At 72.0% G+C, this 21,324-nt stretch carries 16 protein-coding genes and 1 pseudogene; 8 read left to right on the forward strand and 9 right to left on the reverse strand.

Annotation, left to right across the window (positions count from 1 at the left end; translation table 11 throughout):
• Positions 1-118 precede the first annotated feature (118 nt).
• A complete protein-coding gene (gene gcvP, locus A6P39_RS34190) occupies positions 119-3,004 on the forward strand; it encodes an aminomethyl-transferring glycine dehydrogenase (protein ID WP_067049912.1) in 2,886 nt (961 codons plus the stop codon).
• Between the two features lie 63 nt (positions 3,005-3,067).
• On the opposite strand, the gene A6P39_RS34195 is transcribed toward gcvP, so the two are convergent.
• The 4 genes from A6P39_RS34195 to modA are packed head-to-tail and all read right to left on the reverse strand — an operon-like array spanning position 3,068 to position 6,318.
• Positions 3,068-3,487 (reverse strand): TOBE domain-containing protein, encoded by a 420-nt coding sequence (locus A6P39_RS34195; RefSeq protein WP_067049915.1) that lies wholly within the window; start codon positions 3,485-3,487, stop codon positions 3,068-3,070.
• A 28-nt stretch (positions 3,488-3,515) separates the two neighbouring features.
• Positions 3,516-4,601 carry an ABC transporter ATP-binding protein gene (locus A6P39_RS34200; protein WP_067049918.1) on the reverse strand — a complete coding sequence of 362 codons (1,086 nt, stop codon included), beginning with the start codon at positions 4,599-4,601 and terminating at the stop codon, positions 3,516-3,518.
• A 41-nt stretch (positions 4,602-4,642) separates the two neighbouring features.
• Entirely contained in the window at positions 4,643-5,494 is an 852-nt protein-coding gene (gene modB / locus A6P39_RS34205) for a molybdate ABC transporter permease subunit (protein WP_275883930.1), read from the reverse strand.
• Positions 5,491-6,318, reverse strand: a complete 828-nt coding sequence (gene modA / locus A6P39_RS34210; protein WP_067049924.1) for a molybdate ABC transporter substrate-binding protein — start codon at positions 6,316-6,318, stop codon at positions 5,491-5,493. The genes modB and modA overlap by 4 nt, the downstream gene beginning before the upstream one ends.
• Positions 6,319-6,524: 206 nt before the next feature.
• On the opposite strand from modA, the gene A6P39_RS34215 reads away from it, so the two are divergent.
• The gene (locus A6P39_RS34215) at positions 6,525-7,013 is read left to right on the forward strand and encodes a molybdopterin-dependent oxidoreductase (protein ID WP_067049926.1); all 489 of its coding nucleotides are present in this window, start codon (positions 6,525-6,527) and stop codon (positions 7,011-7,013) included.
• Here A6P39_RS34215 and A6P39_RS34220 read toward each other — a convergent pair.
• Both A6P39_RS34220 and A6P39_RS34225 read right to left on the reverse strand, forming a co-directional pair.
• Complete coding sequence (locus tag A6P39_RS34220) at positions 6,928-9,666, reverse strand: molybdopterin-dependent oxidoreductase (protein ID WP_067049929.1); 2,739 nt, start codon at positions 9,664-9,666, stop codon at positions 6,928-6,930. The genes A6P39_RS34215 and A6P39_RS34220 overlap by 86 nt on opposite strands.
• Positions 9,663-10,487 (reverse strand): FAD binding domain-containing protein, encoded by an 825-nt coding sequence (locus A6P39_RS34225; protein ID WP_067049932.1) that lies wholly within the window; start codon positions 10,485-10,487, stop codon positions 9,663-9,665. Before A6P39_RS34225 ends, A6P39_RS34220 begins: the two co-directional genes overlap by 4 nt.
• Positions 10,488-10,696: 209 nt before the next feature.
• Here A6P39_RS34225 and A6P39_RS34230 point away from each other — a divergent pair, with 209 nt between their 5' ends.
• On the forward strand, positions 10,697-12,391 hold the full coding sequence (locus A6P39_RS34230) for a helix-turn-helix domain-containing protein (protein WP_275883931.1): 1,695 nt from the start codon (positions 10,697-10,699) through the stop codon (positions 12,389-12,391).
• A gap of 3 nt (positions 12,392-12,394) precedes the next feature.
• On the opposite strand, the gene A6P39_RS34235 is transcribed toward A6P39_RS34230, so the two are convergent.
• The gene (locus tag A6P39_RS34235) at positions 12,395-12,790 is read right to left on the reverse strand and encodes a TOBE domain-containing protein (RefSeq protein ID WP_067045946.1); all 396 of its coding nucleotides are present in this window, start codon (positions 12,788-12,790) and stop codon (positions 12,395-12,397) included.
• Between the two features lie 144 nt (positions 12,791-12,934).
• On the opposite strand from A6P39_RS34235, the gene A6P39_RS34240 reads away from it, so the two are divergent.
• Entirely contained in the window at positions 12,935-13,522 is a 588-nt protein-coding gene (locus A6P39_RS34240; RefSeq protein ID WP_275883932.1) for a DUF1707 SHOCT-like domain-containing protein, read from the forward strand.
• Between the two features lie 116 nt (positions 13,523-13,638).
• Here A6P39_RS34240 and A6P39_RS34245 read toward each other — a convergent pair whose 3' ends face one another.
• Both A6P39_RS34245 and A6P39_RS34250 read right to left on the reverse strand, forming a co-directional pair.
• A complete protein-coding gene (locus tag A6P39_RS34245) occupies positions 13,639-15,594 on the reverse strand; it encodes an APC family permease (protein WP_067045942.1) in 1,956 nt (651 codons plus the stop codon).
• Between the two features lie 489 nt (positions 15,595-16,083).
• Positions 16,084-16,614, reverse strand: coding sequence for a universal stress protein (locus A6P39_RS34250; protein ID WP_067045938.1), 531 nt, complete (start codon positions 16,612-16,614; stop codon positions 16,084-16,086).
• Between the two features lie 268 nt (positions 16,615-16,882).
• Here A6P39_RS34250 and A6P39_RS34255 point away from each other — a divergent pair.
• From A6P39_RS34255 to A6P39_RS34270, 4 genes and pseudogenes are all read left to right on the forward strand, one after another.
• Positions 16,883-18,017 (forward strand): annotated as a pseudogene (locus A6P39_RS34255) (family 43 glycosylhydrolase); the annotation flags it as partial.
• A 147-nt stretch (positions 18,018-18,164) separates the two neighbouring features.
• Entirely contained in the window at positions 18,165-19,460 is a 1,296-nt protein-coding gene (locus tag A6P39_RS34260; protein ID WP_067045934.1) for an extracellular solute-binding protein, read from the forward strand.
• A gap of 8 nt (positions 19,461-19,468) precedes the next feature.
• A complete protein-coding gene (locus tag A6P39_RS34265; RefSeq protein WP_067045931.1) occupies positions 19,469-20,467 on the forward strand; it encodes a carbohydrate ABC transporter permease in 999 nt (332 codons plus the stop codon).
• Positions 20,464-21,312: a carbohydrate ABC transporter permease gene (locus tag A6P39_RS34270; RefSeq protein WP_067045929.1), complete on the forward strand. Its 849-nt coding sequence runs from the start codon at positions 20,464-20,466 to the stop codon at positions 21,310-21,312. Before A6P39_RS34265 ends, A6P39_RS34270 begins: the two co-directional genes overlap by 4 nt.
• Positions 21,313-21,324: the final 12 nt, after the last annotated feature.

A 21,324-nucleotide genomic window follows, 5' to 3' on the forward strand; every position in this document is an offset into this window, starting at 1 on the left:
TGAAAGCCGGGACACGTCCCGGTGAAGCTCTCAGGTTGAGATGACAGAGGGGGAGGCCGTCGGGGTACCCGCGCCGTGGTGCCCCTCGAAGGTCGCGTCAGACCAGGAGGCCTCCGCAATGACCGCCCAACGCATTCCGCTCTCCGACCTCGAGGCGGGCATCCCCTTCGAGCAGCGCCACATAGGGCCCGACCAGGAGGCGCGGGCCAAGATGCTCGCGCAGGTCGGCTACGGCTCGCTGGACGACCTGACCGCCGCCGCCGTCCCGGACGTGATCAAGAACGCCGACGCCCTCGACCTCCCGGGCGCCCGCACCGAGGCCGAGGTGCTCGCCGAACTGCGCTCGCTCGCCGACCGCAACCAGGTCCTCGGCTCGATGATCGGGCTCGGGTACTACGGGACGTTCACGCCGCCGGTCATCCTGCGCAACGTCATGGAGAACCCGGCCTGGTACACGGCCTACACGCCGTACCAGCCGGAGATCTCCCAGGGCCGGCTCGAGGCTCTGCTGAACTTCCAGACGATGGTCGCCGAGCTGACCGGTCTGCCCACCTCCGGCGCCTCCCTGCTCGACGAGGGCACTGCGGCCGCCGAGGCGATGGCGCTGTCCCGGCGCATGGGCAAGAACAAGAAGGGCCTGTTCCTGGTCGACGCGGACGCGCTGCCGCAGACCATCGCGGTCATCGAGACGCGTGCCGAGCCGACCGGTGTCGAGGTCGTCGTCGCCGACCTCAGCGAGGGCATCCCGGCCGGCATCGCCGCGCGTGAGATCAACGGCGTGCTGATCCAGTACCCGGGCGCCTCCGGCGCCGTACGGGACATCAAGCCCGTCATCGACCAGGCGCACGAGCTGGGCGCCCTGGTCACCGTCGCCGCCGACCTGCTCGCGCTGACCCTGCTGACCCCGCCCGGTGAGCTGGGCGCGGACATCGCCGTCGGCACCACCCAGCGCTTCGGCGTGCCCATGGGCTTCGGCGGTCCGCACGCGGGCTACATGGCCGTGCACGAGAAGTTCGCGCGCAGCCTGCCCGGCCGCCTCGTCGGTGTCTCCGTCGACGCCGACGGGCACAAGGCCTACCGGCTCGCGCTGCAGACCCGTGAGCAGCACATCCGCCGCGAGAAGGCCACCAGCAACATCTGCACCGCGCAGGTGCTGCTCGCCGTGATGGCCGGCATGTACGCGGTCTACCACGGGCCCGAGGGGCTGCAGACGATCGCCCGGCGGACGCACCGGTACGCCACGATCCTCGCCGAGGGCCTGAAGGCCGGCGGTGTCGAGATCGTGCACGGTGCCTTCTTCGACACCGTCACCGCGCGCGTGCCCGGCAGGGCCGCCGAGGTCGTCGCCGCCGCCCGGGACAACGGAGTCAACCTGTACCCGGCCGACGCCGACCACGTCTGCGTCGCCTGCGACGAGACCACCAACCGGGCCCAGCTGGGCGCGGTCTTCGCCGCCTTCGGCGTCGAGGGCGACATCGAGGCCCTGGACGCGAGCGCCGCGGACACCCTGCCCGAGGCGCTGCTGCGCACCGACGCCTACCTCACCCACCCGGTCTTCCACCAGTACCGCTCCGAGACCGCGATGCTGCGTTACCTGCGCAGGCTGGCCGACCGCGACTACGCCCTCGACCGCGGCATGATCCCGCTGGGCTCCTGCACCATGAAGCTCAACGCGACCACCGAGATGGAGCCGGTCACCTGGCCCGAGTTCGGCCAGCTGCACCCCTTCGCCCCGGCCGAGCAGGCCGAGGGCTACCTCACGCTCATCCGCGAACTGGAGGAGCGTCTCGCCGAGGTCACCGGCTACGACAAGGTCTCCCTCCAGCCCAACGCCGGTTCGCAGGGCGAGCTGGCCGGTCTGCTCGCCGTACGCGGCTACCACCGCGCGAACGGCGACGACCAGCGCACCGTCTGCCTCATCCCGTCCTCCGCGCACGGCACCAACGCGGCCAGCGCCGTGATGGCCGGCATGAAGGTCGTCGTCGTCAAGACCGCCGAGGACGGCGAGATCGACGTCGAGGACCTGCGCGCCAAGATCGAGCAGCACCGCGACGAGCTGGCGGTCCTGATGATCACCTACCCCTCGACGCACGGTGTCTTCGAGGAGCACGTCGCCGGCATCTGCGCCCAGGTGCACGAGGCGGGCGGCCAGGTGTACGTCGACGGCGCCAACCTCAACGCGCTGGTCGGTCTCGCCAAGCCGGGCCACTTCGGCGGCGACGTCTCACACCTGAACCTGCACAAGACCTTCTGCATCCCGCACGGCGGCGGCGGTCCCGGAGTCGGCCCGGTCGCGGTCCGCGAGCACCTCGCGCCGTATCTGCCGAACCACCCGATGCAGCCCGCCGCGGGCCCGGAGACGGGCGTGGGCCCGGTCTCGGCGGCCCCCTGGGGTTCCGCGGGCATCCTGCCGATCTCCTGGGCGTACGTCCGTCTCATGGGCGGTGAGGGCCTCAAGCGCGCCACGCAGGTGGCCGTGCTGTCGGCGAACTACGTCGCCAAGCGCCTGGAGCCGCACTACCCGGTGCTCTACACGGGTCCGGGCAATCTGGTCGCGCACGAGTGCATCATCGACCTGCGCCCGCTGACCAAGGCGACCGGCGTGAGCGTGGACGACGTGGCCAAGCGCCTGATCGACTACGGCTTCCACGCGCCGACCATGTCCTTCCCGGTGGCCGGCACGCTGATGATCGAGCCGACCGAGTCGGAGGACCTCACCGAGCTGGACCGGTTCTGCGACGCGATGATCGCCATCCGCGCGGAGATCGAGAAGGTCGGCTCGGGCGAGTGGCCCGCGGAGGACAACCCGCTGCGGGGCGCCCCGCACACCGCCGCCGCGCTCGGCGGCGAGTGGGCGCACGCCTACAGCCGTGAGGAGGCCGTCTTCCCGGCCGGTGTCTCGGCCGCCGACAAGTACTGGCCGCCGGTCCGCCGTATCGACCAGGCCTTCGGCGACCGCAACCTGGTGTGCTCCTGCCCGCCGCTGGACGCCTACGAGGACTGAGCGAACGGTCGCTCCCAGGGCCCCGTCCGGATCTTTGGGCGGGGCCCCTTCCGTCGTACGGTCTCAGGCCGTCGCCAGCGACACCTCGGTCGCCTTGATCAGGGCGACCACGTCGGACCCCACGAAGAGGCCGAGGTCGGTGACCGCGTCCTTGGTGATGGCCGCGGTCAGTTGGCCGCCGTCGACGGTGATCTTCACGGAGGCCATGACGGCGCCGGTCGTGAGGCCGGTGACCGCGCCCGGAAGCTGGTTGCGGATCGACAGGCCCGCGATCCGGTTGGTGGCGAGGGAGACCTCGGTCGACTTCACCAGGGCGCGCACGGCCGAGCCCGGCGCGAGGGCCAGGTCCTCGGCGGACTCCTTGGTGATGGCCGCCATGAGGTGCTGACCGCCGTCCAGTCGGAGCTTGACGGTGGCCATGGCCTCGCCCTGGTGGACCTCGGTGACGGTGCCGGCGAGCTGATTGCGGATGCTCAGGGTCATGGGCACCCACGGTACGGCGCCCGCCCGCTCAGGCCGGGTATGCGTGCGTCTGCGTGGCTTTGACCGTCGCCCAGACAGCTGCGCCCGGGTGCAGCTCCAGCTCGGCGGCGGCGACCGTGGTGAGGTCGGCGGCGAGCGGGAGTTCGCCGGTGAGGTCGGCGCGGATCTGGTCGCCGTGCGTCTCCAGGCCCTCGACCTCGCACCGCCACAGGTTCCGGGCGCTCGCCCCCGTCGGCCGGTCCCGGAACAGGGTGACGGCGCTCGGCGGGAACGCCACGAAGACCGGTCCGGACAGGTCCTCCGTGGTCGTGATCGAGGGCCCGGCGTCGAGCCGTACCGCGTGCCCGTCCGCCTGCCCCTGGTAGAGGTTGAGGCCGACGAGCCGGGCGATGTAGTCGGTGCGCGGGTGGCGGGCGATGTCGGAGGGGGCGCCCTCCTGCACGACCCGGCCGTGTTCGACGACCACCAGCCGGTCCGCGAGCACCATGGCGTCCAGCGGGTCGTGCGTGACCAGGACGGCGACCGCCTCGAACTCCGTCAGGTGGCGGCGGAGCCGGGCCCGGACCTCCAGGCGGGTACGGGCGTCCAGGGCGGCCAGCGGCTCGTCCAGGAGCAGCAGCCGGGGGCGGGTGGCCAGGGCCCGGGCGAGCGCCACCCGCTGGGCCTGTCCGCCGGACAGGCGGCGGGGTTTGGCGTGCACGTGATCGGCCAGGCCCATCCGGTCCAGCCACGCGGCGGCCCGCTCCCGGGCCTCGGCCTTGGACGCGCCCTGGCAGCGCGGCCCGAAGGCCACGTTGTCCAGCGCGGACAGATGCGGGAAGAGCAGATAGTCCTGGAAGACCACACCGACCGGGCGGGACTCCGGGGGAGTGTGCTCCAGTGAGGCGCCGTCCAGACGCAGGTGGCCGTCGGTGAGCGGGACGAGACCGGCCAGGGCGCGCAGGGCGGTGGTCTTGCCGGCGCCGTTGGGACCGAGCAGCGCGACGACGTCTCCGGGGGCCGCCGTGAGGCGCACGTCCAGCCGGAAGGAGTCCCGGTCGACGACGAGCCGGGCGTCGAGCCCCTCGCCGCCCACCTGTTTCAGATCGGCTTCCGGGGCGTCGATGTCGGTCATGGGTCTGTACGTTCGCACAGGCTCCGGGGTGGCTGCCACGGTCAGGCTCCCGTCATCCAGCGGTCCCGCAGCCCAGCCAGCACCGCGATCGACACGGCGAGCAGGACCAGGCTGAGGGAGATGGCGGCATCGGGATCGTTCTGCAGCGCGAGGTAGACCGCGAGGGGCATCGTCTGGGTACGGCCGGGGAAGTTGCCCGCGAAGGTGATCGTCGCGCCGAACTCGCCGAGCGCGCGGGCCCAGGCGAGGACCGCGCCCGCCGCGATACCGGGGGCGATCAGCGGGAGGGTGACGCGGCGGAACGCGGTGAAACGGGACGCACCGAGCGTGGTCGCCGCCTCCTCGTAGCGCGGGTCGGCCGCGCGCAGCGTGCCCTCGACGCTGATGACCAGGAACGGCATCGCGACGAACGCCTCCGCGACGACGACCCCGGCGGTGGTGAACGGCAGCGTGATCCCGAACCAGGCGTCCAGCCACTTGCCGACGACCCCGTTGCGGCCGAGGGCCAGCAGCAGCGCCACACCGCCGACCACCGGCGGCAGCACCAGGGGCAGCGTCACCAGGGCCCGCAGGAACCCCCGGCCGGGAAAGTCCGCACGGGCCAGCAGCCAGGCCAGCGGCACGCCCAGGACGAGGCTCACGGCCGTCGCCGCGGTGGCGCTGACCAGCGACAGCTGCAGCGCCTGCCACACCTCGGTGCTGGAGAGCCGGCCCGGCAGGCTGCGCCAGGGCGCGCGGACGATCAGCGCGAGCAGCGGCAGCAGCAGGAACGCCAGCGCCACCAGGCCCGGCAGCAGCAGCGGCAACGGCACCCCGCGCCGGCCCTCCGTGCCGACGCGGCGGCGCCGCGGCGGCCGTGCGGCCGCGGCGCCGGGCTTGTCGAGCGAGGTCACGGCTTGAGGAACCCGGCCTGGCTCAGTACCTTCTGGCCCTCGGCGGACCGCACGAGGGCGATGAACGCCTGCGCGGCCTGGGCGTTCGGCGCGTTCTTCAGCAGGACGACCGGGTAGTCGTTGACCGCCTTGGCGGACTCGGGGAACTCCACGCCCGCCACCTTGCTGCCGGCGGCGTGGACGTCCGTCTTGTAGACGACCGCGGCGTCGGCCTCCTTCAGCTCCACCTTGTTCAGGGCGGACTTGACGTCCTGCTCGTAGGAGACCGGGGTGAGCTTGAGGCCACTGGCGGCCAGGACCTTCTGCGCGGCCGCGCCGCACGGCACGGTCTTGTCGCACAGCACGACCTTCAGGCCGGACTTGGTGAGGTCCTTCAGCGAGGAGACCTTGTCCGGGTTGCCCGGCAGGGTGGCGATCTCCAGCTGGTTGCGGACGAAGGTGGCCGGGGTGCCGACCGCGTCCTTCTTGCCCGTCACGATGGCCATCGTCTTGGGGCTGGCGGCGGCGAAGACGTCCGCGGGGGCACCGCCGGTGATGCTCGCGGCGAGGGTGTCGCTGCCGCCGAAGTTGAAGTTGACCTTGGTGCCCGGGTGCTGCTGCTCGAACTCCTTGCCCAGGGCCGTGAAGCTCTCCTTCAGGGAGGCGGCGGCGAACACGGTCACGTTCCCCGACAGCTTCGGCGAGGACGACGACCCCGAAGAGGCCGAGGTGTCCTTGGACTTGGAGTCTGAGGACGAGGAGCAGGCGCTGAGGGCCAGCAGGGCGGCGGCTCCCGCGCCGGCCACCTGCAGCATCCGCCGGGTCCGGCGCACGGAACGGGTCATCACGGTTCTACTCCTCGCGTTCTGTGGAACAAGTGTCGCGCCCTGTCACGGCCGGGGGAACCGGCCGTGCGGCGATGATAATGCCGCATCTGCCAGCAGTAAGTCTCCTGTCGCATCGCATGAGCTGCGAACTTGTGACTTGTAGCTTGCATGTGCGTTTGTACGGTGCTCCCTGGGGGGTACCGTCCTGCGGGAGGTGGTCGCAGATGACGCTCGCGCAACTCACCCTGACCGGCGATGTGGCCCGGCCCGCCCGGCTGACCGTCCCGGAGCTGCTGCGCTGGCCGCAGCACCGGGCCGACGTCAGCTTCGAGTGCGCGACCAGCGGCATCCAGCACCACCGCTTCACCGGACCGCGCCTGTACGACGTCCTCGCCGACGCCGGTCCCGGCTTCGACCCTGCCCGGCGCAAGGACCGGCTGCGCTTCCTCATCGCCGTCGCCGGCACCGACGGCCACCATGCGGTGCTGTCCTGGGCCGAGATCGACCCGGACTTCGCCGACGCGCCCGTCCTGCTCGGCGTGAGCATCGACGGCACCCCGCTGGACGCCGCCGGTCCCCAGCTGGTGCTGCCGCAGGACCGGTGCGGGGCCCGGCACATCAGCGGGATCACGGCGATCCGGGTGGACGGCGGCTATCGCTGTGCCGCTGCAGCGCCCGCCACACCCGGTCACGCAGCAGCGGCACCTCGGTGAACCGCACGCCCGTCGCGTCCCGCACCGCGTTGGCGAGGGCCGGGGCGACCGGATTGAAGGGGCTCTCGCTCATCGACTTGGCGCCCAGCGGGCCGATCGCGTCCGCCGTCTCCATGAAGTGCACCTCGGTGCGCGGCACCTCGGCGTACTGCGGGAGCCGGTAGCGGCGGAACGCGGCCGTGCCGACGGCGCCCCGCTCGTCCAGCAGAACCTGCTCGAAGAGCGTGGCGCCGAGCGCCTGGGCGACCCCGCCCTCGACCTGCCCCCGGCACTGCATCGGGTTCATCACCTTGCCCGCGTCGGCCGCGTGCACACTGCGCAGGATGCGGATCTCGCCGGTGTCCGGGTCGACGGCCACCCGGAACCAGTGCGCGTTGAAGGCGACCGAGCGCGGGGTGCCGCCGAAGTGCCCGTCGGCGGCCGGCTCCAGGCCGACGGCCCGGGCGGCCGCGTACAGCTCCTTCAGCAGCAGACGTCCGCCTGTGTGCACCACGGCCTCCTCCGCCAGCCGGCAGTGCGCGCGTGGCACGCCGAGGTGGGCGGCGGCGAAGTCCAGCAGCTGGTCGGCCAGGGCGCGGGCGGCGCGCAGGGTGGCCTTGCCCGCGACGACGGTGCCGGTGGAGGCGAAGGCACCGGTGTCGTGCCGTACGACGTCGGTGTCGGACTGGCGGATGGTGATCCGGTCGACGGTGGTGGCCAGTTCGCCGGCCGCGATCTGTCTGTGCACGGTCGTGGTGCCGTTGCCGAACTCGGCGGTGCCGACGGCCAGATCGAAGGTGCCGTCGGGCAGCAGGGTGACCCTGGCGTCGGCGATGTGGCCGCCGGGCGGGCCGGTCGCGATCATCGCCAGGGCCGCGCCCTCGCCGACCAGCCAGCCCGCCGGAGACGGACCGGTGGGCTCCGCCTGGGCCCGGCGCACGACGGACACGCACTGGTCGAGGCCGTAGCTCGCGATGTGCAGGTCCTCCTCGTGGCCGCCCGGGGTGAGCATCGGCTCGTCCGGCCCGATGATGTTGCGCGCCTTGAACTCCAGCGGGTCCAGGTCCAGTCGGCGGGCCAGCTCGTCCAGCGCCGACTCCACCGCGAACAGCACCTGGCCGAGGCCGTAGCCGCGGAAGGCGCCCGCCGGGACGGTGTGCGTGTACACCGAGTAGGCGTCGACCTTCTTGTGCGGGGCCCGGTAGACCGCCATGGACTCGCCGACGCTGTGGAACATCACGGCCGGGCCGTGGTTGCCGTAGGCGCCGGTGTTCGCGACGACGCGCAACTGCAGGGCGGTGAGGGTGCCGTCGCGGCGGGCGCCCGCCTTCACCCGGATCGTGAAGGGGTGCCGGGTGGTGGCGCCGTAGAACTGTTCCGCGCGTGTGTACTCCAGTTTCACCGGACGGCGCAGCTTCAGTACGGCGAGCGCCACGACGTCCTCGACCAGCATCTCCTGCTTGCCGCCGAACCCGCCCCCGACCCGGCCCGCCATCACCCGGACCTGGTCCTCGGGCAGGTCGTACAGCGCGCACAGGGCGCGGCGGGTGAGGAACGGGGTCTGGGAGCTGGTGCGGACGGTGAGCCGGCCGTCCTCGTCGAACCAGGCGAGCGCGCCGTGCGTCTCCAGGCTGGCGTGCTGGACCCGCTGGGTGCGGAAGACCTCCTCGTAGACGACGTCCGCCTCGGCGAAACCGGCCGTCACATCGCCGATCTCGCCGTGCGCCTCGCCGACGACGTTGGCCTCGGGGCGCGAGATACGGGCCGTCGCCGCGTCCTTGTCGTGGACGACCGGAGCGCCGGGCCGCATGGCCTCCTCCGGGTCGAGGACGGCGGGCAGCACCTCGTACGCCACCTCGATCCGCCGGCAGCCCTCCTCGGCCGCCGCCTCGCTGTCGGCGACGACGGCGGCGACGCGCTGGCCGATGTAGCGGACCGTGTCGTCCAGGACCCGGGTGTCGTCCGGGTCCTCCTCGGGGTGTTCGTGGCGGGCGGTGGAGAAGTGCCGCTCTGGGGCGTCCTGGTGGGTGAGCACGGCGTGGACGCCGGGGACGCGCAGGGCGGCGGAGGTGTCGATCGCGAGGATGCGGGCGTGGGAGTGCGGGGAGCGCAGCAGCTTCATGTGCAGCAGGCCCGGTACGTCGATGTCGAAGGTGTAGCGGGCGGTGCCGGTGACGACCTGCGGTCCGGCCGGGGCCGGCAGGCTGCGCCCGACGGACTCGCCGGGCGCCGGAGCCTCGACGTTCTTCACCCCGCGCACGGCGTCCTCGATGGCCCGGTAGCCGGTGCAGCGGCACAGGCTGCCCTTGAACGCCCGTGGCAGGTCGGCGAGTTGGTCCTCCTTCAGGGCCGCCGTGGTCATCAGGAAGCCGGCCGTGCAGAAGCCGCACTGGAAGCCCTGGGCGTCGAGGAACTTGCGCTGCACGGGATGGAGTTCGCCCTCGGGCGAGGCCAGGCCCTCGACCGTGGTGACCTTGTGGCCGTCGGCGCGGAAGGCGGGATAGAGGCAGCTGTGCACCGGCTCGCCGTCCACGTGGACCGTACAGGCACCGCAGTCGCCCGCGTCGCAGGCCTTCTTCACCCCGAACCAGCCCCGCTCGCGCAGATAGGTGCGCAGACACTGGCCCGGGCGGGGCTCCTCCTGGTGGGACCGCCCGTTGACCTCGACCCTCATCGCCGCTCCTCCTCCGTCAGTTCCCGGCGGATCTCCTCCGCCAGCCGCAGCGCCATGTGCCGCCGCCACTCGGGCAGTCCATGGATGTCGTCGAACCACTCGCCGCCCGCGACCGCCCCCTCGATCGCCGTCCGCAGCGCCCCGGCCGCCGGGGGCAGCGGGAACCACAGCCGCACCGGGCGGACCGTGGCGGCGGTGACGGTGACCGCGAGGGAGTGGTCGACCGGGTCGAGGGTGCCGATGACGAGGGCGCCGGAGCGGCCCAGGCCGTACAGGGAGGCCTGCCGGAACGCCGTACGGCAGGCCAGGGCACGGGCGGGCAGGGTGACCGAGCGCAGCAGCTCGCCCTCGGCGAGGTCCTTGCGGCCCGCGCCGACGACGAAGTCCGCGACCCTCACACGGCGCCCGGAGCCGTCCTGGGCGATCAGCAGACAGGTGCCGTCGAGCGCTGCCGTGAGGGAGATCATCGGGCCGGCCGGCAGACCGTTGCACAGGTTCCCGCCGACCGTGGCCATGTTCCAGATCTTGAACGAGGCGAGGAACGCCCGGCAGCACTGCTCGAACAGGGGCGCCGCGGGGGCGAGCAGATCGCGGGCGTGGCGCGAGAGCTGGGCGATGGTGCAGGTGGCGGCGATCTCCAGCGAGCCGTCCGGGTGCCGCTGCACCGGCGTCCAGCCCATGCCGCTCAGGTCCACCAGGCGCCGCAGATGCGGCTGGGGTTCGGAGAACAGGTACGTCCCGCCGCCGAGCCAGGCGTCCCCCGGCCGCCAGGGCGCGGGCCGCCTGGCGTCTCGTATCTCGGCCACCGTGTTCAGGTCCATGGCCGGAAGTGAACCAACGGGAACCGGCCGAAACGACTGGTTCAGGGCACGGAAACACCGACTCCGCAGGGGTCCGGACTGGAGGACCAACCAAGAGGCATTCCGCTCCCGCAACCTTGCATTTACGATGCCTTCTCTCACGCTTGCCTGGTGAATGCGAGAGGCCGGGGGGTTTGCTCGCCCCCGGCGGCCGTAAGAGGAGCCAGCACATGCACGTCGAACACCTCCTGGGGGACCCCTCCCTCGGCCTGCGCCTGTTGTGGGCGCGGGACGCCCTGCTGCGGCGCGAAATCAGCGGAGTGACCGTCACCGACCTGGAGGACCCGGCACGGTTCGTACGGCCCGGCGAAGTGGTGCTCAGCGGGCTGGTGTGGTGGTCGCCCGACGGCGGTTCCGGCAAGGCGGAGCGTTTCGTCTCGGCCCTGAAGGATGCGGGGGCCGCGGCCCTGCTCGCAGGGGAGGAGACCCACGGGAGCGTGCCGGACGACCTCGTCGAGGCCTGCGTGCGCCACGGCGTGCCGGTGGCCGGGGTGCCGGCCCACATCATGTTCCGGGCGATCACGGACACCGTCTATCTGCGGCAGTGGGGCGGGCTGAGCCGGCATCAGGCGCTGCCGGAGAACGCGCGCGTGCGGCTGAGCCGGCTGCTCGCCCAGGAGGCCGGGCCGGACGCCGTGCTCGCCGAGGCCTTCGCCCACCTCGGCCGGGCCGCGGCGTACGTCTTCACGCCGTCGGGCCGCACGGTCGCGGCCACCGGGGGTGCGCCGCCCGTGCCCGCGCGCGAGGCGGTGGCGCTCGTCGCGGACGGCAGCGGGATGACCGCCTCCGTCGACGCCGCCGGTGTCTCGCCGTACGAGCGCTGGCTGTTGTACCTGCCCGACCCCGACGGCGCCCCGCCGCGCATGGTGCACGAGGTCGCCGCCGTGCTGGCGCACTGTCAGGAGGCCCGTGCCCGGCACCCCTCGGCCGGGCTGCGCGCGGCGGACGAACTCGGCGCACTGCTGGCCGCTCCGGACGCGTGCGAGGACGGCACGGTGGAGGCGGCGCTGCGGCGGTGCGGCCTGCCGGGGACGGGGCCGTACGAGGTGCTCGTCGCGGACGCCGGAACGCGGCAGCCGGGCCCTGACGAAGGGCTCCTCGCCGAGGGCGCGTTGACGGAGCTGGCGGGTCACGCGGCAGGGGCGGGTGGCGCCGGTGTCGCGGGTGGTGCGAGCGGCGCCGGCGGTGTGGCGGCGCCGCGTGCGGACGGTGCCGTGGCGGGGGCCGGTGCGGGGCGCAGGCCGGGGCTGGCGGGGCACGCGACCGCCGTCGCCGATGGTGCCGGTGCTGCGAGTGCTGCCGGGGCCGGCGGTGCCACGGTGGCGGCGGCCGTCGGGCGGTTGCCGGACGGGTGCGCCTTCGCGGTGGTGTCCGGGGCGCCGGGCGGCTGGGCGGACGAGGTGTGGTCGCTGGTCGCCGACTGCGTGCCCGGGGTGGTGCTGCACGGCGGCACCGGCGCGCCCGCCGCGGGACCCGAGGGGCTCGGCGGTGCGCTGGCCCAGGCCCGCTATGCCCTCACCTCGGCCCGGACCACCTCGCCGGGCGCCTCCCGCCTCGCCGACGCCCGCGCCCTCACCAGCCTCGACACCCTGCTCACCGGCGTGCCCGCCGAGGTGCGCGCCGCCTACGCGAACGCGGTCCTCGGGCCGCTGCTGGAGACCGGGCGGCCGCCCGTCGCCGTCCTGCTCGGCACCTTGGAGACCTTCCTCGCCTGCGACGGCTCCTGGGCGCGTACGGCACAGGCGCTGCACCTGCACGTCAACACCGTGCACTACCGGGTGGCACGGATCGAACGGCTGACCGGACGTGACCTGTCCCGGCTCAGGGACCGGCTCGACCTGTGGGCCGCGCTGCTGTGCCGGTGACCGTCAGACGCGGTCGATGTGCACGTTGGTGGACTTCACGCGTGCGGTGGCCTCCATGCCGACCTCCAGGCCCAGCTCCTCGACGGCCTCCCGGGTCAGCAGGGAAACCAGCCGGTGCGGGCCCGCCTGGATCTCCACCTGGGCGGCGACGTCGCCGAGCTTGATCGCCGTGACGATGCCGGGGAAGGCGTTGCGGACCGAGGTGTAGGAGGCGTCCTCCTCCCCGCCGGCCGTCCTGGCCAGCTCGACCGAGAAGGCGGCGAGGTCCCCGCCGTCGATGAGCCGGCGCCCGGCCTCGTCGCGATGGGTGGCCACCCGGCCCGCGTCGGCCCAGCGGCGGGCGGTGTCCGGGCTCACGCCGAGCAGCCGCGCCGCCTGGCCGATCGTGTAGGACTGCATGCCGGTCACGATAGGGGCACTTGGCGGGAACCGTGGACGTGGGGTTGGCCGTTGGGTATAACGCGATATAGCGTTTGTTCGCGACGGGTCCCTGCGGGGGCGTTCCGAATCGGGTCGAAACGGGGTGAGGGGATGGCGGCCGACATGGTGCAGGCGGATGGGCCGTCCGGGCTGCGTGCCTCGCACGCGGACCGGGACCGGGTGGTGGAGGCGCTGGCGGGCGCCGCGGGCGAGGGCCGGCTCACCGCCGAGGAGCTGGACGAGCGGGTGGCGGCCGCGCTGTCCGCCCGCACACTCGGGGAGCTGGAGGTGCTCACCGCCGACCTGCCGGACGGGACCGGCGGCGGGCGGGCGGCGGCACCGGTGGTCGCCAAGGACGTCCTCAGGATCGAGCAGGGGTACGCCTCGGCCACGCGCGCGGGCCGCTGGGCCGTACCGCGCCGGATGGAGATCGAGTCCAGCTTCGGGGACGTGACGCTGGACTTCTCCGACGCCGTGATCACACACGACACGCTCGGCATCGAGCTGAACATGTGCGGCGGCACCCTGCGCCTGATCACCCGGCCCGGCGTGCTCGTCGACGCCGACTCCCTGGTGATCGGCTGCGGCAGGACCAAGGTCCGGTCACCCCGGGATCCCGAGGCCCCGGCCGTGCTCCGCGTGGAGATACAGGGGCAGCTCAGCATGGGGAAGGTGGAGGCACGGCCACCCAGGCGGTGGTTCGGGAAGTAGCGCGCGGGTCGCGGCGGACCCGGGAGGGCTGGGGAAGGGTGGGGTGGCGGCCCGTCGGTTCGGGCACCCGGTGGCCGGGTGCCCGAACCCGGTGAGCGCGTTGCTCGCGCCCGGTCTCACCCGGTGTGCACGCGCGGCCGGCGTTCCCGGTTCGATTCCGCCTCGCGCAGCACCTCTCGGGTGACCGGGGCGACCTCGCCCTGACCGAAGAGGAAGAAGCGCAGGAAGTTGGCGAACGGATTGCCCTCGGTCCACTCGAAGTAGATGTGCGGGGTGCAGCCCGTCATGTCGCGCGCGTGGAGCAGGAGCGCGGCCAGGGCGTTCGGGATGGACGCGGACTCCAGGGTGAGCACCCGGTAGCGGTCGTGCAGCACCTCGCCGCGCACGCTCAGGCTCGCCTCGAACTCGGAGGGGTCGGTGACCGTGACCTCGACGAAGACGAAGTCCTCCTGTTCCGGCATGTCGTTGTCGGCGCGGATCTGCTCGATCTTGTCGCGGTACTCGGCCTTGTCCCGGTGACCGGGCTCATTGGCGATGAACCGGATCTTCCGGCTGGCCATGTCCCGGATGAATCGTTCCGCCATCGGATCGAACGTCACGCTGGTCACGCGCAGCTCGAAGGCGCGGGCCAGCCGGGACAGCAGCGAGACCAGGATGATGCCGACGATGAAGCAGGCACCGATCTTCACACCGTCCGGCCGCTCGATGACGTTCACGACGGTCGTGTAGATGAAGACCACCGAGATCACGCCGAACCCGATGGTCCACTTGCGCTGCCCGGCCTTGCGCGCCGCGATGGTCACGGCGATGGCCGCGGAGGTGATGAGCACCAGCACACCGGTGGCGTAGGCGCCGCCCTGCGCGTCGACGTTGGCGTCGAAGAGCCAGGTGACCAGGAAGGCGATCAGGGTGAACACGATGACCATCGGGCGCACCGCGCGGGCCCAGTGGGGCGCCATGCCGTAGCGGGGAAGATAGCGCGGCATCAGGTTCAGCAGACCGGCCATGGCGGAGGCGCCGGCGAACCACAGGATGGCGATGGTCGAGACGTCGTAGACCGTGCCGAAGGCGCCGCCGAGGTACTCGTGGGCGAGGTAGGCGAGCGCACGACCGTTGGCCGGGCCGCCGGTCTTGAAGTCGTTCTCCGGGATGAGCAGCGTGGTGATGAAGCTGGAGGTGATCAGGAAGCCGCTCATGATGATCGCGGCCGTGGTCAGCAGCTTCTTCGTGTCCCGGATCCGGCCGGTCGGCTTCTCCTCGGTGTCGTCCGGGTCGCCCTGGACGTGCGGCATGACGGCGACGCCGGTCTCGAACCCGGAGAGGCCGAGCGCGAGTTTGGGGAAGACGAGCAGCGCGAGGCCGATCATCACGAAGATGTTGCCGTGCTGCACGGTCAGCGCGTTGGACCAGTCGGTGATCACATGGCCTGCGGTGATGACGTGGTACAGGCCGACGATCACGACGACGACGTTCAGCGCGAGGTAGACACCGACCAGCGCCGTCGCGACGCCGATCGCCTCCAGGAAGCCCTTGAGGAAGACCGCGCCGAGCAGGGCGACCAGGAACAGCGTGATGATCATCTGGTGGCCGTGCAGGGCACTCGCCAGATGCGGGTTCTCCACCAGGTGGGTCGAGGCGTCCGCGGCGGAGAGTGTGATGGTGATCAGGAAGTCGGTGGCGGCGAAGCCGAGCAGCGTGAGCACGAAGAGCTTGCCCTGCCAGAAGGACAGCAGCCGCTCCAGCATGGCGATCGAACCCTCGCCGTGCGGAGACTCCTCGGCGACCCGGCGGTACACCGGAAGCGCGCCGGCCAGCGTCACGATGACGAGGACGATGGTCGCGATCGGCCCGAGCAGGCCGGCCGCCAGAGCCGCGATGCCCGGCTGGTAGCCGAGGGTCGAGAAGTAGTCGACACCGGTCAGGCACATCACCCGCCACCAGCGCTGGCCCTTGTGCGGGGGCTCCGGTTCGGCGTGGGGACCCGTGTGACCGCCGTGCTTGCCCATGTCGGACAGCCCCTCGAGCATCCAGGCGCGCAATCGGCTGGAAGGAGGGTGTTCGGTCGTGGCCATCGGCGTGCTCCTGTGTGCGGCTCAGCTCATTCCGGCCATCACGCGGACGGCGGCATTAGCGTATGCGGAGAGTGACGTCTGGGCCCATGGATCTCGGCTCGGAGGGCGTCAAGCTTGCGTTAAGAATGACCCGGGGGTAGGCGCGCCGCATCAACAGGCGGGCCAAGAGCTGTGACCTGGAGCACTGTCGACCGGACGACGTTTCGTACGGCTGCCGCGTGGTATCAGCGAGGGCCATTCGTGACGGCCTCCTGACGGCCATAAGACGCTCCTTTCACCGGCTTCCGGGGCGCCGGGGGGCGCACGAACACGGCGCGCGACCACCGTGCGTGATCGGGTCGGGCCGCGTCCCGACCGGCCTTCCACCGGCGCCGGACACCGCGCCGTCGTCACGGGCGCCCGGCATGGGCTCGCTTGCCCGTACGGACCCGTCCGTGCGGGCGTCCCGTACAGGCCCGTTCGTGTGGGTGCCCGCAGGCCGGCGCGTTCTCACAGGCGTCGCAGGTCCAGGCGCAGATGCCATGTGTTCCGCCGGTGGACGGACAGCAGCTGGGACTCGAGCGGGGACGGAGGTACGGCGAGAACCGGGCAGACCGCGTGGGCCAGGCAGTGCCGGGAGACGCGGCCGGAGAAGGCGCGCTGCAGCCCGCGCCGCCCTGCACCCACGACCAGGACGTCGTTCTCGCGGTCGGCCGTCGCCACCAGCGCGGGGCCCGGGGATCCGCGGACGACGACGGCGTGTATCGGTACTCCGGGGCTGTACCCGCCGAAGATCTCGTCGAGGAGGGCGGCCAGCCGCTGTCCGGCCAGCCGCTGCCACTCCTCGACCAGCAGGCCGGCGCCCGGGGAGCGGCGCGCGGCGGGGTCGCCGCCCGGCGGCTCCCAGGCCAGCACCGGCCACACTTCGGCTCCCAGGCGGCGGGCCAGCGCGGTGGCCCGCCGCAGTGCCGTGACGCTGCCCAGGGAGCCGCTCACACCGACCACCACCCGAGCCACCGCCGAGGCGTCGTAACCGGACATCGCTCCACCGCTCCTCGCGTCCTGGCGGGCGACGCCGGGGTGACGCGCGTGGACGTGCCCGCCTGCAAGGCCGTTGCCTCCTTCCATCCCACTCCCGCGCGGGCGATTCGACCAGCCGGGCGGGCGGTGTTCTCCCGGCGGCCGCCCGCTCCGGTGCGCATCCTTCCGCGCACCGGGGCCAATCGGACCGTCCGCCGCCAAGATTCGGCGCCACAATCGAAACTTTCGGTCCGGTGGGAGCGAGCCATGCGGACCTACGACACCCCACGGCAACGTCCTCGACCGGCCGGGCCAGTTGACCCTGCCGGACGCGGTGCCGGCCTCGGGCGGGATCTACGCCCCGGCGATCCGCCACCACGACCCTGCCCCTGTGGTCCGGCACCGGTCTCAGGGACCCGGAGGCGCCGCACCTGTACCGGATCGGGGACTGGTGGTACCTGCTGCTCGCCGAGGGCGGGACCGCGCTGGGCCACGGTGTCTCGGCCGTCCGGGCCCGCTCGCCGCGCGGCCCCTGGACACCGGCCTCCGGCAACCCGCTGCTGAGCCACCGCGGCACCGGTCTGCCGATCCAGTGCACCGGCCATGCCGACCTGGTCCAGGCGGCCGACGGCAGCTGGTGGACGGTGCTGCTCGGCACCCGGCCGCGCGGTTACTTCCCGGAGTTCCACGTCCTCGGCCGGGAGACCTTCCTGGTGCCGGTGGACTGGGCCGACGGCTGGCCCGTGGCGGGGCCGGTGCGGGAGCGGCACCCGGCGCCGGCCGCCTGGGCACCCCTCGAACAGCCGCCGGTGCGCGACGACTTCAGCGCCCCGGTGCTGGCGCCGTACTGAATGTCCCCGCGCCGCCGGCCCGAGGGTTCCTGGTCGCTGACGCACCGGCCCGGCCGGCTCACCCTGTCCGCGACCGGCGCCGGCTCCGACGGGCGAGGGCGCACCTTCGTGGGCCACCGCCGGCAGCACCACGACTGCCGGGCCGCCGCGCGGCTTAAGCCCGGGACGGGCCGGGCGGGCCTGTCGGTCCGGCTGGACGAGGGGCATCACTACGACCTGGAGGTGGCCGGAGGGACGGCGGCGGTGCTCGCCCGCATCGGCCCGCTGCGCCAGCGCGTCGCCGGACACCCCGTACCGGCGGGCCCGGCCGCCCTGGCCGTCGACATCTGGGCGACCTGGGACCCGGACCCGCGAACGGCCCCGACACCATCGCCTTTTCCATCGAAACTTCCGAAGGAATCGTTCGACTGGCCGAACTGGACGGCCGCTATCTGTCCACTCAAGTGGCCACCGGATTCACCGGCCGTGTCCTCGGCATGTACGTCGCCGAGGGCCACGCGGCCTTCGACTGGTTCGACTACGCGCTCGCGACCTCGTGCACGACACCTTGACGCTCCCAACGGGCCTTTCTAGAGTCGCGGTTCGGAACGTTCGGGATTTTGCTCGAATGTTTCGACCAGCCAGGATGCGGTGAATGCTCCGGCGGGCCTGCGACGGCCCCCGCATTCTCAGTCGGGACCCTCTCCACGGCAACTCCGAAAAGTTTCGAAGGAGCGCAATATGGGCGACCCTGCACTGTCCCGCCGGGGCTTTCTGGCGGCCTCCGTCGCCGCCGGTCTCGGGGTGACCGCGCTCAGCGGCTGCGGCGGCGACTCGGACGGAGGGTCGTCCTCGGGGACGACCACGATCGAGTGGTGGAACATCTCGACCACCGAGCCCACCAAGACCGTCTGGGCCGGTCTGGCCAAGAAGTTCGAGGCCCAGAACCCCAAGGTCAAGATCAAGATCGTCCAGCTGGAGAACGACGCCTACAAGTCGAAGATGACCGCCCTCATCGCCTCCGGGAAGCTGCCGGACATCTTCCACACCTGGGGCGGCGGCGTCCTCAAGCAGCAGGTCGAGGCCGGGCTGGTCGAGGACCTCACCGACCGCACCAAACCCTGGGCCGACGGACTGCTGTCGGTCGCCAAGCAGCCGTACCTCATCGACAGCAAGCTGTTCGGCATCCCGTTCGACATCGGCATGATCGGCTTCTGGTACAACAAGGCGCTCTTCAAGCAGGCCGGGATCAGCGCACCCCCCACCACCTGGAGCGGCTTCCTGGACGCCGTGAAGAAGCTGAAGTCCTCCGGGATCACCCCGCTCGCGCTGGCCGGCAAGGAGAGCTGGACCGGCATGTACTACTGGGCGTACCTCGCGATGCGCACCGCCGGGGTCGACGCCCTCCAGAAGGCCGACGACAAGAAGGACTTCAGCGACGCCGGGTTCGTACAGGCCGGGCAGCACCTGAAGGACCTCGTGGACCTCCAGCCCTTCCAGAAGGGCTTCCTCGGGGCCGCCTACTCCACCCCGACCGGGCAGGCCGCGGCCGTCGGCAACGGCAGGGCGGCCATGGAACTCATGGGCCAGTGGGCGCCCGTCGTGGAAGCCGACGCGGGCAGGGGGCTCGGCGCGAACCTCGGCTTCTTCCCGTTCCCCGAGGTCGAGGGCGGCGCCGGCAAGATCACCGAGGTGTTCGGCGGAGGCGGCGGCCACGCCCTGCGCAAGGGTGCCCCGCAGGCGGCCGTGGACTTCCTGAAGTTCTTCGCCTCCGAGACCACCGACCGGGAACTCGTCCAGAAGACCAAGACCCTGCCCGTCGTACCGGCGGCCGAGAGCGCCCTGACCGACCCCGACATCAAGGCCGTACAGGCCCAGTTGACGGGAGCCACCGGCTTCCAGCTCTACCTCGACCAGGCCTACGCCCCCGCCCTCGGCCAGCAGGTCAACGACAGCGTGGCCGGACTGATCGCCGGCTCCAAGTCCCCGCAGCAGGTCACGCAGGCGATCACCAGCACCGCGAAGCAGGAGCAGTAGGCCGCGCGATGACCTCGACCTTCCTTCCCGGCAAGAGGAGCGGGCCCGACGCCGTCCTGCCCGCCCCGGCGGCCGGCGCCGGACGGCAGCGCGCCCGCCGGCGTGCCCTGCACTGGCTCACCGCGGTCGGCCTCCAGGTGCCCGCCCTGGTGCTCTTCGGTGTCCTCGTCCTGCTGCCGATCCTGTTCGCGCTGTACGCGTCCTTCTTCCGCTGGGGCGGCTTCGGGATGCCGTCCGACTACACCGGTACCGACAACTTCAGCCGGCTGTTCCAGGACCCCGTGTTCATCGGTGACCTGTGGCGCATGCTGCTGCTCGTCGCGCTGTCGCTGGCGCTGCAACTGCCGTTCGCGCTCGCCATGGCCGTGCTGCTCAACCAGAGGGTGCGCGGCCGGGCGGTCTACCGGATGCTGTTCTTCGCGCCGTACGTCCTGTCCGAGGCGATCACCGGTGTGCTGTTCAGCATGATCTTCGCCCCGGACCAGGGCCTCGCCGACCATGTCCTCAAGGCCGTCGGACTCGGCGGGCTCGGCGGCGAGTGGTTCTCCGGCACCTCCACCGTGATGGCCACGCTCTTCCTCGTCATGATGTGGAAGTACTTCGGCTTCCACATGATGCTCTACCTGGCCGGACTGCAGGCCGTCCCGGCCGAGTTGACCGAGGCGGCGATCGTCGACGGCGCGAACGCCTGGCAGCGCTTCCGCCACGTCACCCTGCCGCTGCTCGCCCCCACGCTGCGGATCAGCGTCTTCCTGTCCGTGATCGGCTCGATCCAGCTGTTCGACCTGGTCTGGGTGGTCACAGCCGGCGGACCCGACCACCACTCCGAGACGATGGCCGTGACCATGTTCCAGTACGGCTTCAAGCGCTACCAGGTCGGCTACGCCAGCGCCATCAGCGTGGTCATGTTCGGCATCAGCCTCGTCTTCGCCCTCGCCTACCAGCGGTTCGTCCTGCGCCGCGACCTCGAAGGGGCCACCACGAACATGAGGGGAGCCGGCGCATGAGCCAGCAGGCGCACAAGAACGTCCGCCGCAAGGGCCGGACCCTGCCGCTGCACGTGGTGCTGGTCGCCGTCGGCGCGGTGATGGCCGTACCACTGCTGTACGCGCTGGTGTCCGGATTCAAGTCCACCGACCAGCTCTCCCGCAATCCCGTCGGCCTGCCGCACCCGTGGGTGTTCTCCAACTACGGCGACATCCTCGGCTCGGGGTCCTTCTGGCGGCTGGTCGGCAACAGCACGCTGATCGCGGTCGGTACGACCGTCATCGTCGTCGCGGTCTCCGCGCTCGCCGCGTTCTCCTTCGCACGGTTCGCCTTCCGCGGCCGGGAGTTGCTGTTCACGCTGTTCACGATGGGGCTGATGTTCCCGTTCGCGGTGGCCGCGCTGCCGCTGTTCCTGCTGCTGCGTTCGATGGGGCTGCTGGACAACCCGCTCGGCGTGATCCTGCCTCAGGCCGCGTTCGGACTGCCCATGACCATCATCATCCTGCGCGGCTTCTTCCGGCAGATCCCCGGTGAACTGGAGGAGGCGGCCACGCTCGACGGGTGCGGGCCGCTCGGCTTCTTCTGGCGGGTGCTGCTGCCCATGGCCCGGCCCGCGCTCGGCACGGTCTCCGTGCTCGCCGTCGTCGCCAGCTGGAACAACTTCTTCCTGCCCCTGCTGGTGTTCACCGACAGCACCTGGTGGACCATCCCGATCGGCGTGCAGCAGTTCCAGGGCCAGTACTCCGCCGACACGGCCCGCGTCTTCGCCTACCTGGTGCTCGCGATGGTCCCCGCCCTCGTCTTCTACTCCGTCGCCGAACGCCAGCTCGTCGGCGGCCTCACCGCCGGCGCCACCAAGGGCTGAGCACACCCATCG

Source organism: Streptomyces sp. FXJ1.172 (assembly GCF_001636945.3).
Classification (GTDB): domain Bacteria; phylum Actinomycetota; class Actinomycetes; order Streptomycetales; family Streptomycetaceae; genus Streptomyces.

Bases quoted from the DNA above. Each gene is read 5' to 3' on its own strand.
- A6P39_RS34265 (WP_067045931.1), top strand. From the start codon at position 19,469: ATGACCTCGACCTTCCTTCCCGGCAAGAGGAGCGGGCCCGACGCCGTC.
- A6P39_RS34220 (WP_067049929.1), bottom strand. From the start codon at position 9,666: ATGAGGGTCGAGGTCAACGGGCGGTCCCACCAGGAGGAGCCCCGCCCG.
- A6P39_RS34245 (WP_067045942.1), bottom strand. From the start codon at position 15,594: ATGGCCACGACCGAACACCCTCCTTCCAGCCGATTGCGCGCCTGGATG.
- A6P39_RS34200 (WP_067049918.1), bottom strand. From the start codon at position 4,601: ATGACCGACATCGACGCCCCGGAAGCCGATCTGAAACAGGTGGGCGGC.
- A6P39_RS34235 (WP_067045946.1), bottom strand. From the start codon at position 12,790: ATGCAGTCCTACACGATCGGCCAGGCGGCGCGGCTGCTCGGCGTGAGC.
- A6P39_RS34230 (WP_275883931.1), top strand. From the start codon at position 10,697: ATGCACGTCGAACACCTCCTGGGGGACCCCTCCCTCGGCCTGCGCCTG.
- A6P39_RS34225 (WP_067049932.1), bottom strand. From the start codon at position 10,487: ATGGACCTGAACACGGTGGCCGAGATACGAGACGCCAGGCGGCCCGCG.
- A6P39_RS34240 (WP_275883932.1), top strand. From the start codon at position 12,935: ATGGTGCAGGCGGATGGGCCGTCCGGGCTGCGTGCCTCGCACGCGGAC.
- A6P39_RS34195 (WP_067049915.1), bottom strand. From the start codon at position 3,487: ATGACCCTGAGCATCCGCAATCAGCTCGCCGGCACCGTCACCGAGGTC.
- modA (WP_067049924.1), bottom strand. From the start codon at position 6,318: ATGACCCGTTCCGTGCGCCGGACCCGGCGGATGCTGCAGGTGGCCGGC.
- A6P39_RS34250 (WP_067045938.1), bottom strand. From the start codon at position 16,614: ATGTCCGGTTACGACGCCTCGGCGGTGGCTCGGGTGGTGGTCGGTGTG.
- A6P39_RS34215 (WP_067049926.1), top strand. From the start codon at position 6,525: ATGACGCTCGCGCAACTCACCCTGACCGGCGATGTGGCCCGGCCCGCC.
- A6P39_RS34270 (WP_067045929.1), top strand. From the start codon at position 20,464: ATGAGCCAGCAGGCGCACAAGAACGTCCGCCGCAAGGGCCGGACCCTG.
- A6P39_RS34260 (WP_067045934.1), top strand. From the start codon at position 18,165: ATGGGCGACCCTGCACTGTCCCGCCGGGGCTTTCTGGCGGCCTCCGTC.
- gcvP (WP_067049912.1), top strand. From the start codon at position 119: ATGACCGCCCAACGCATTCCGCTCTCCGACCTCGAGGCGGGCATCCCC.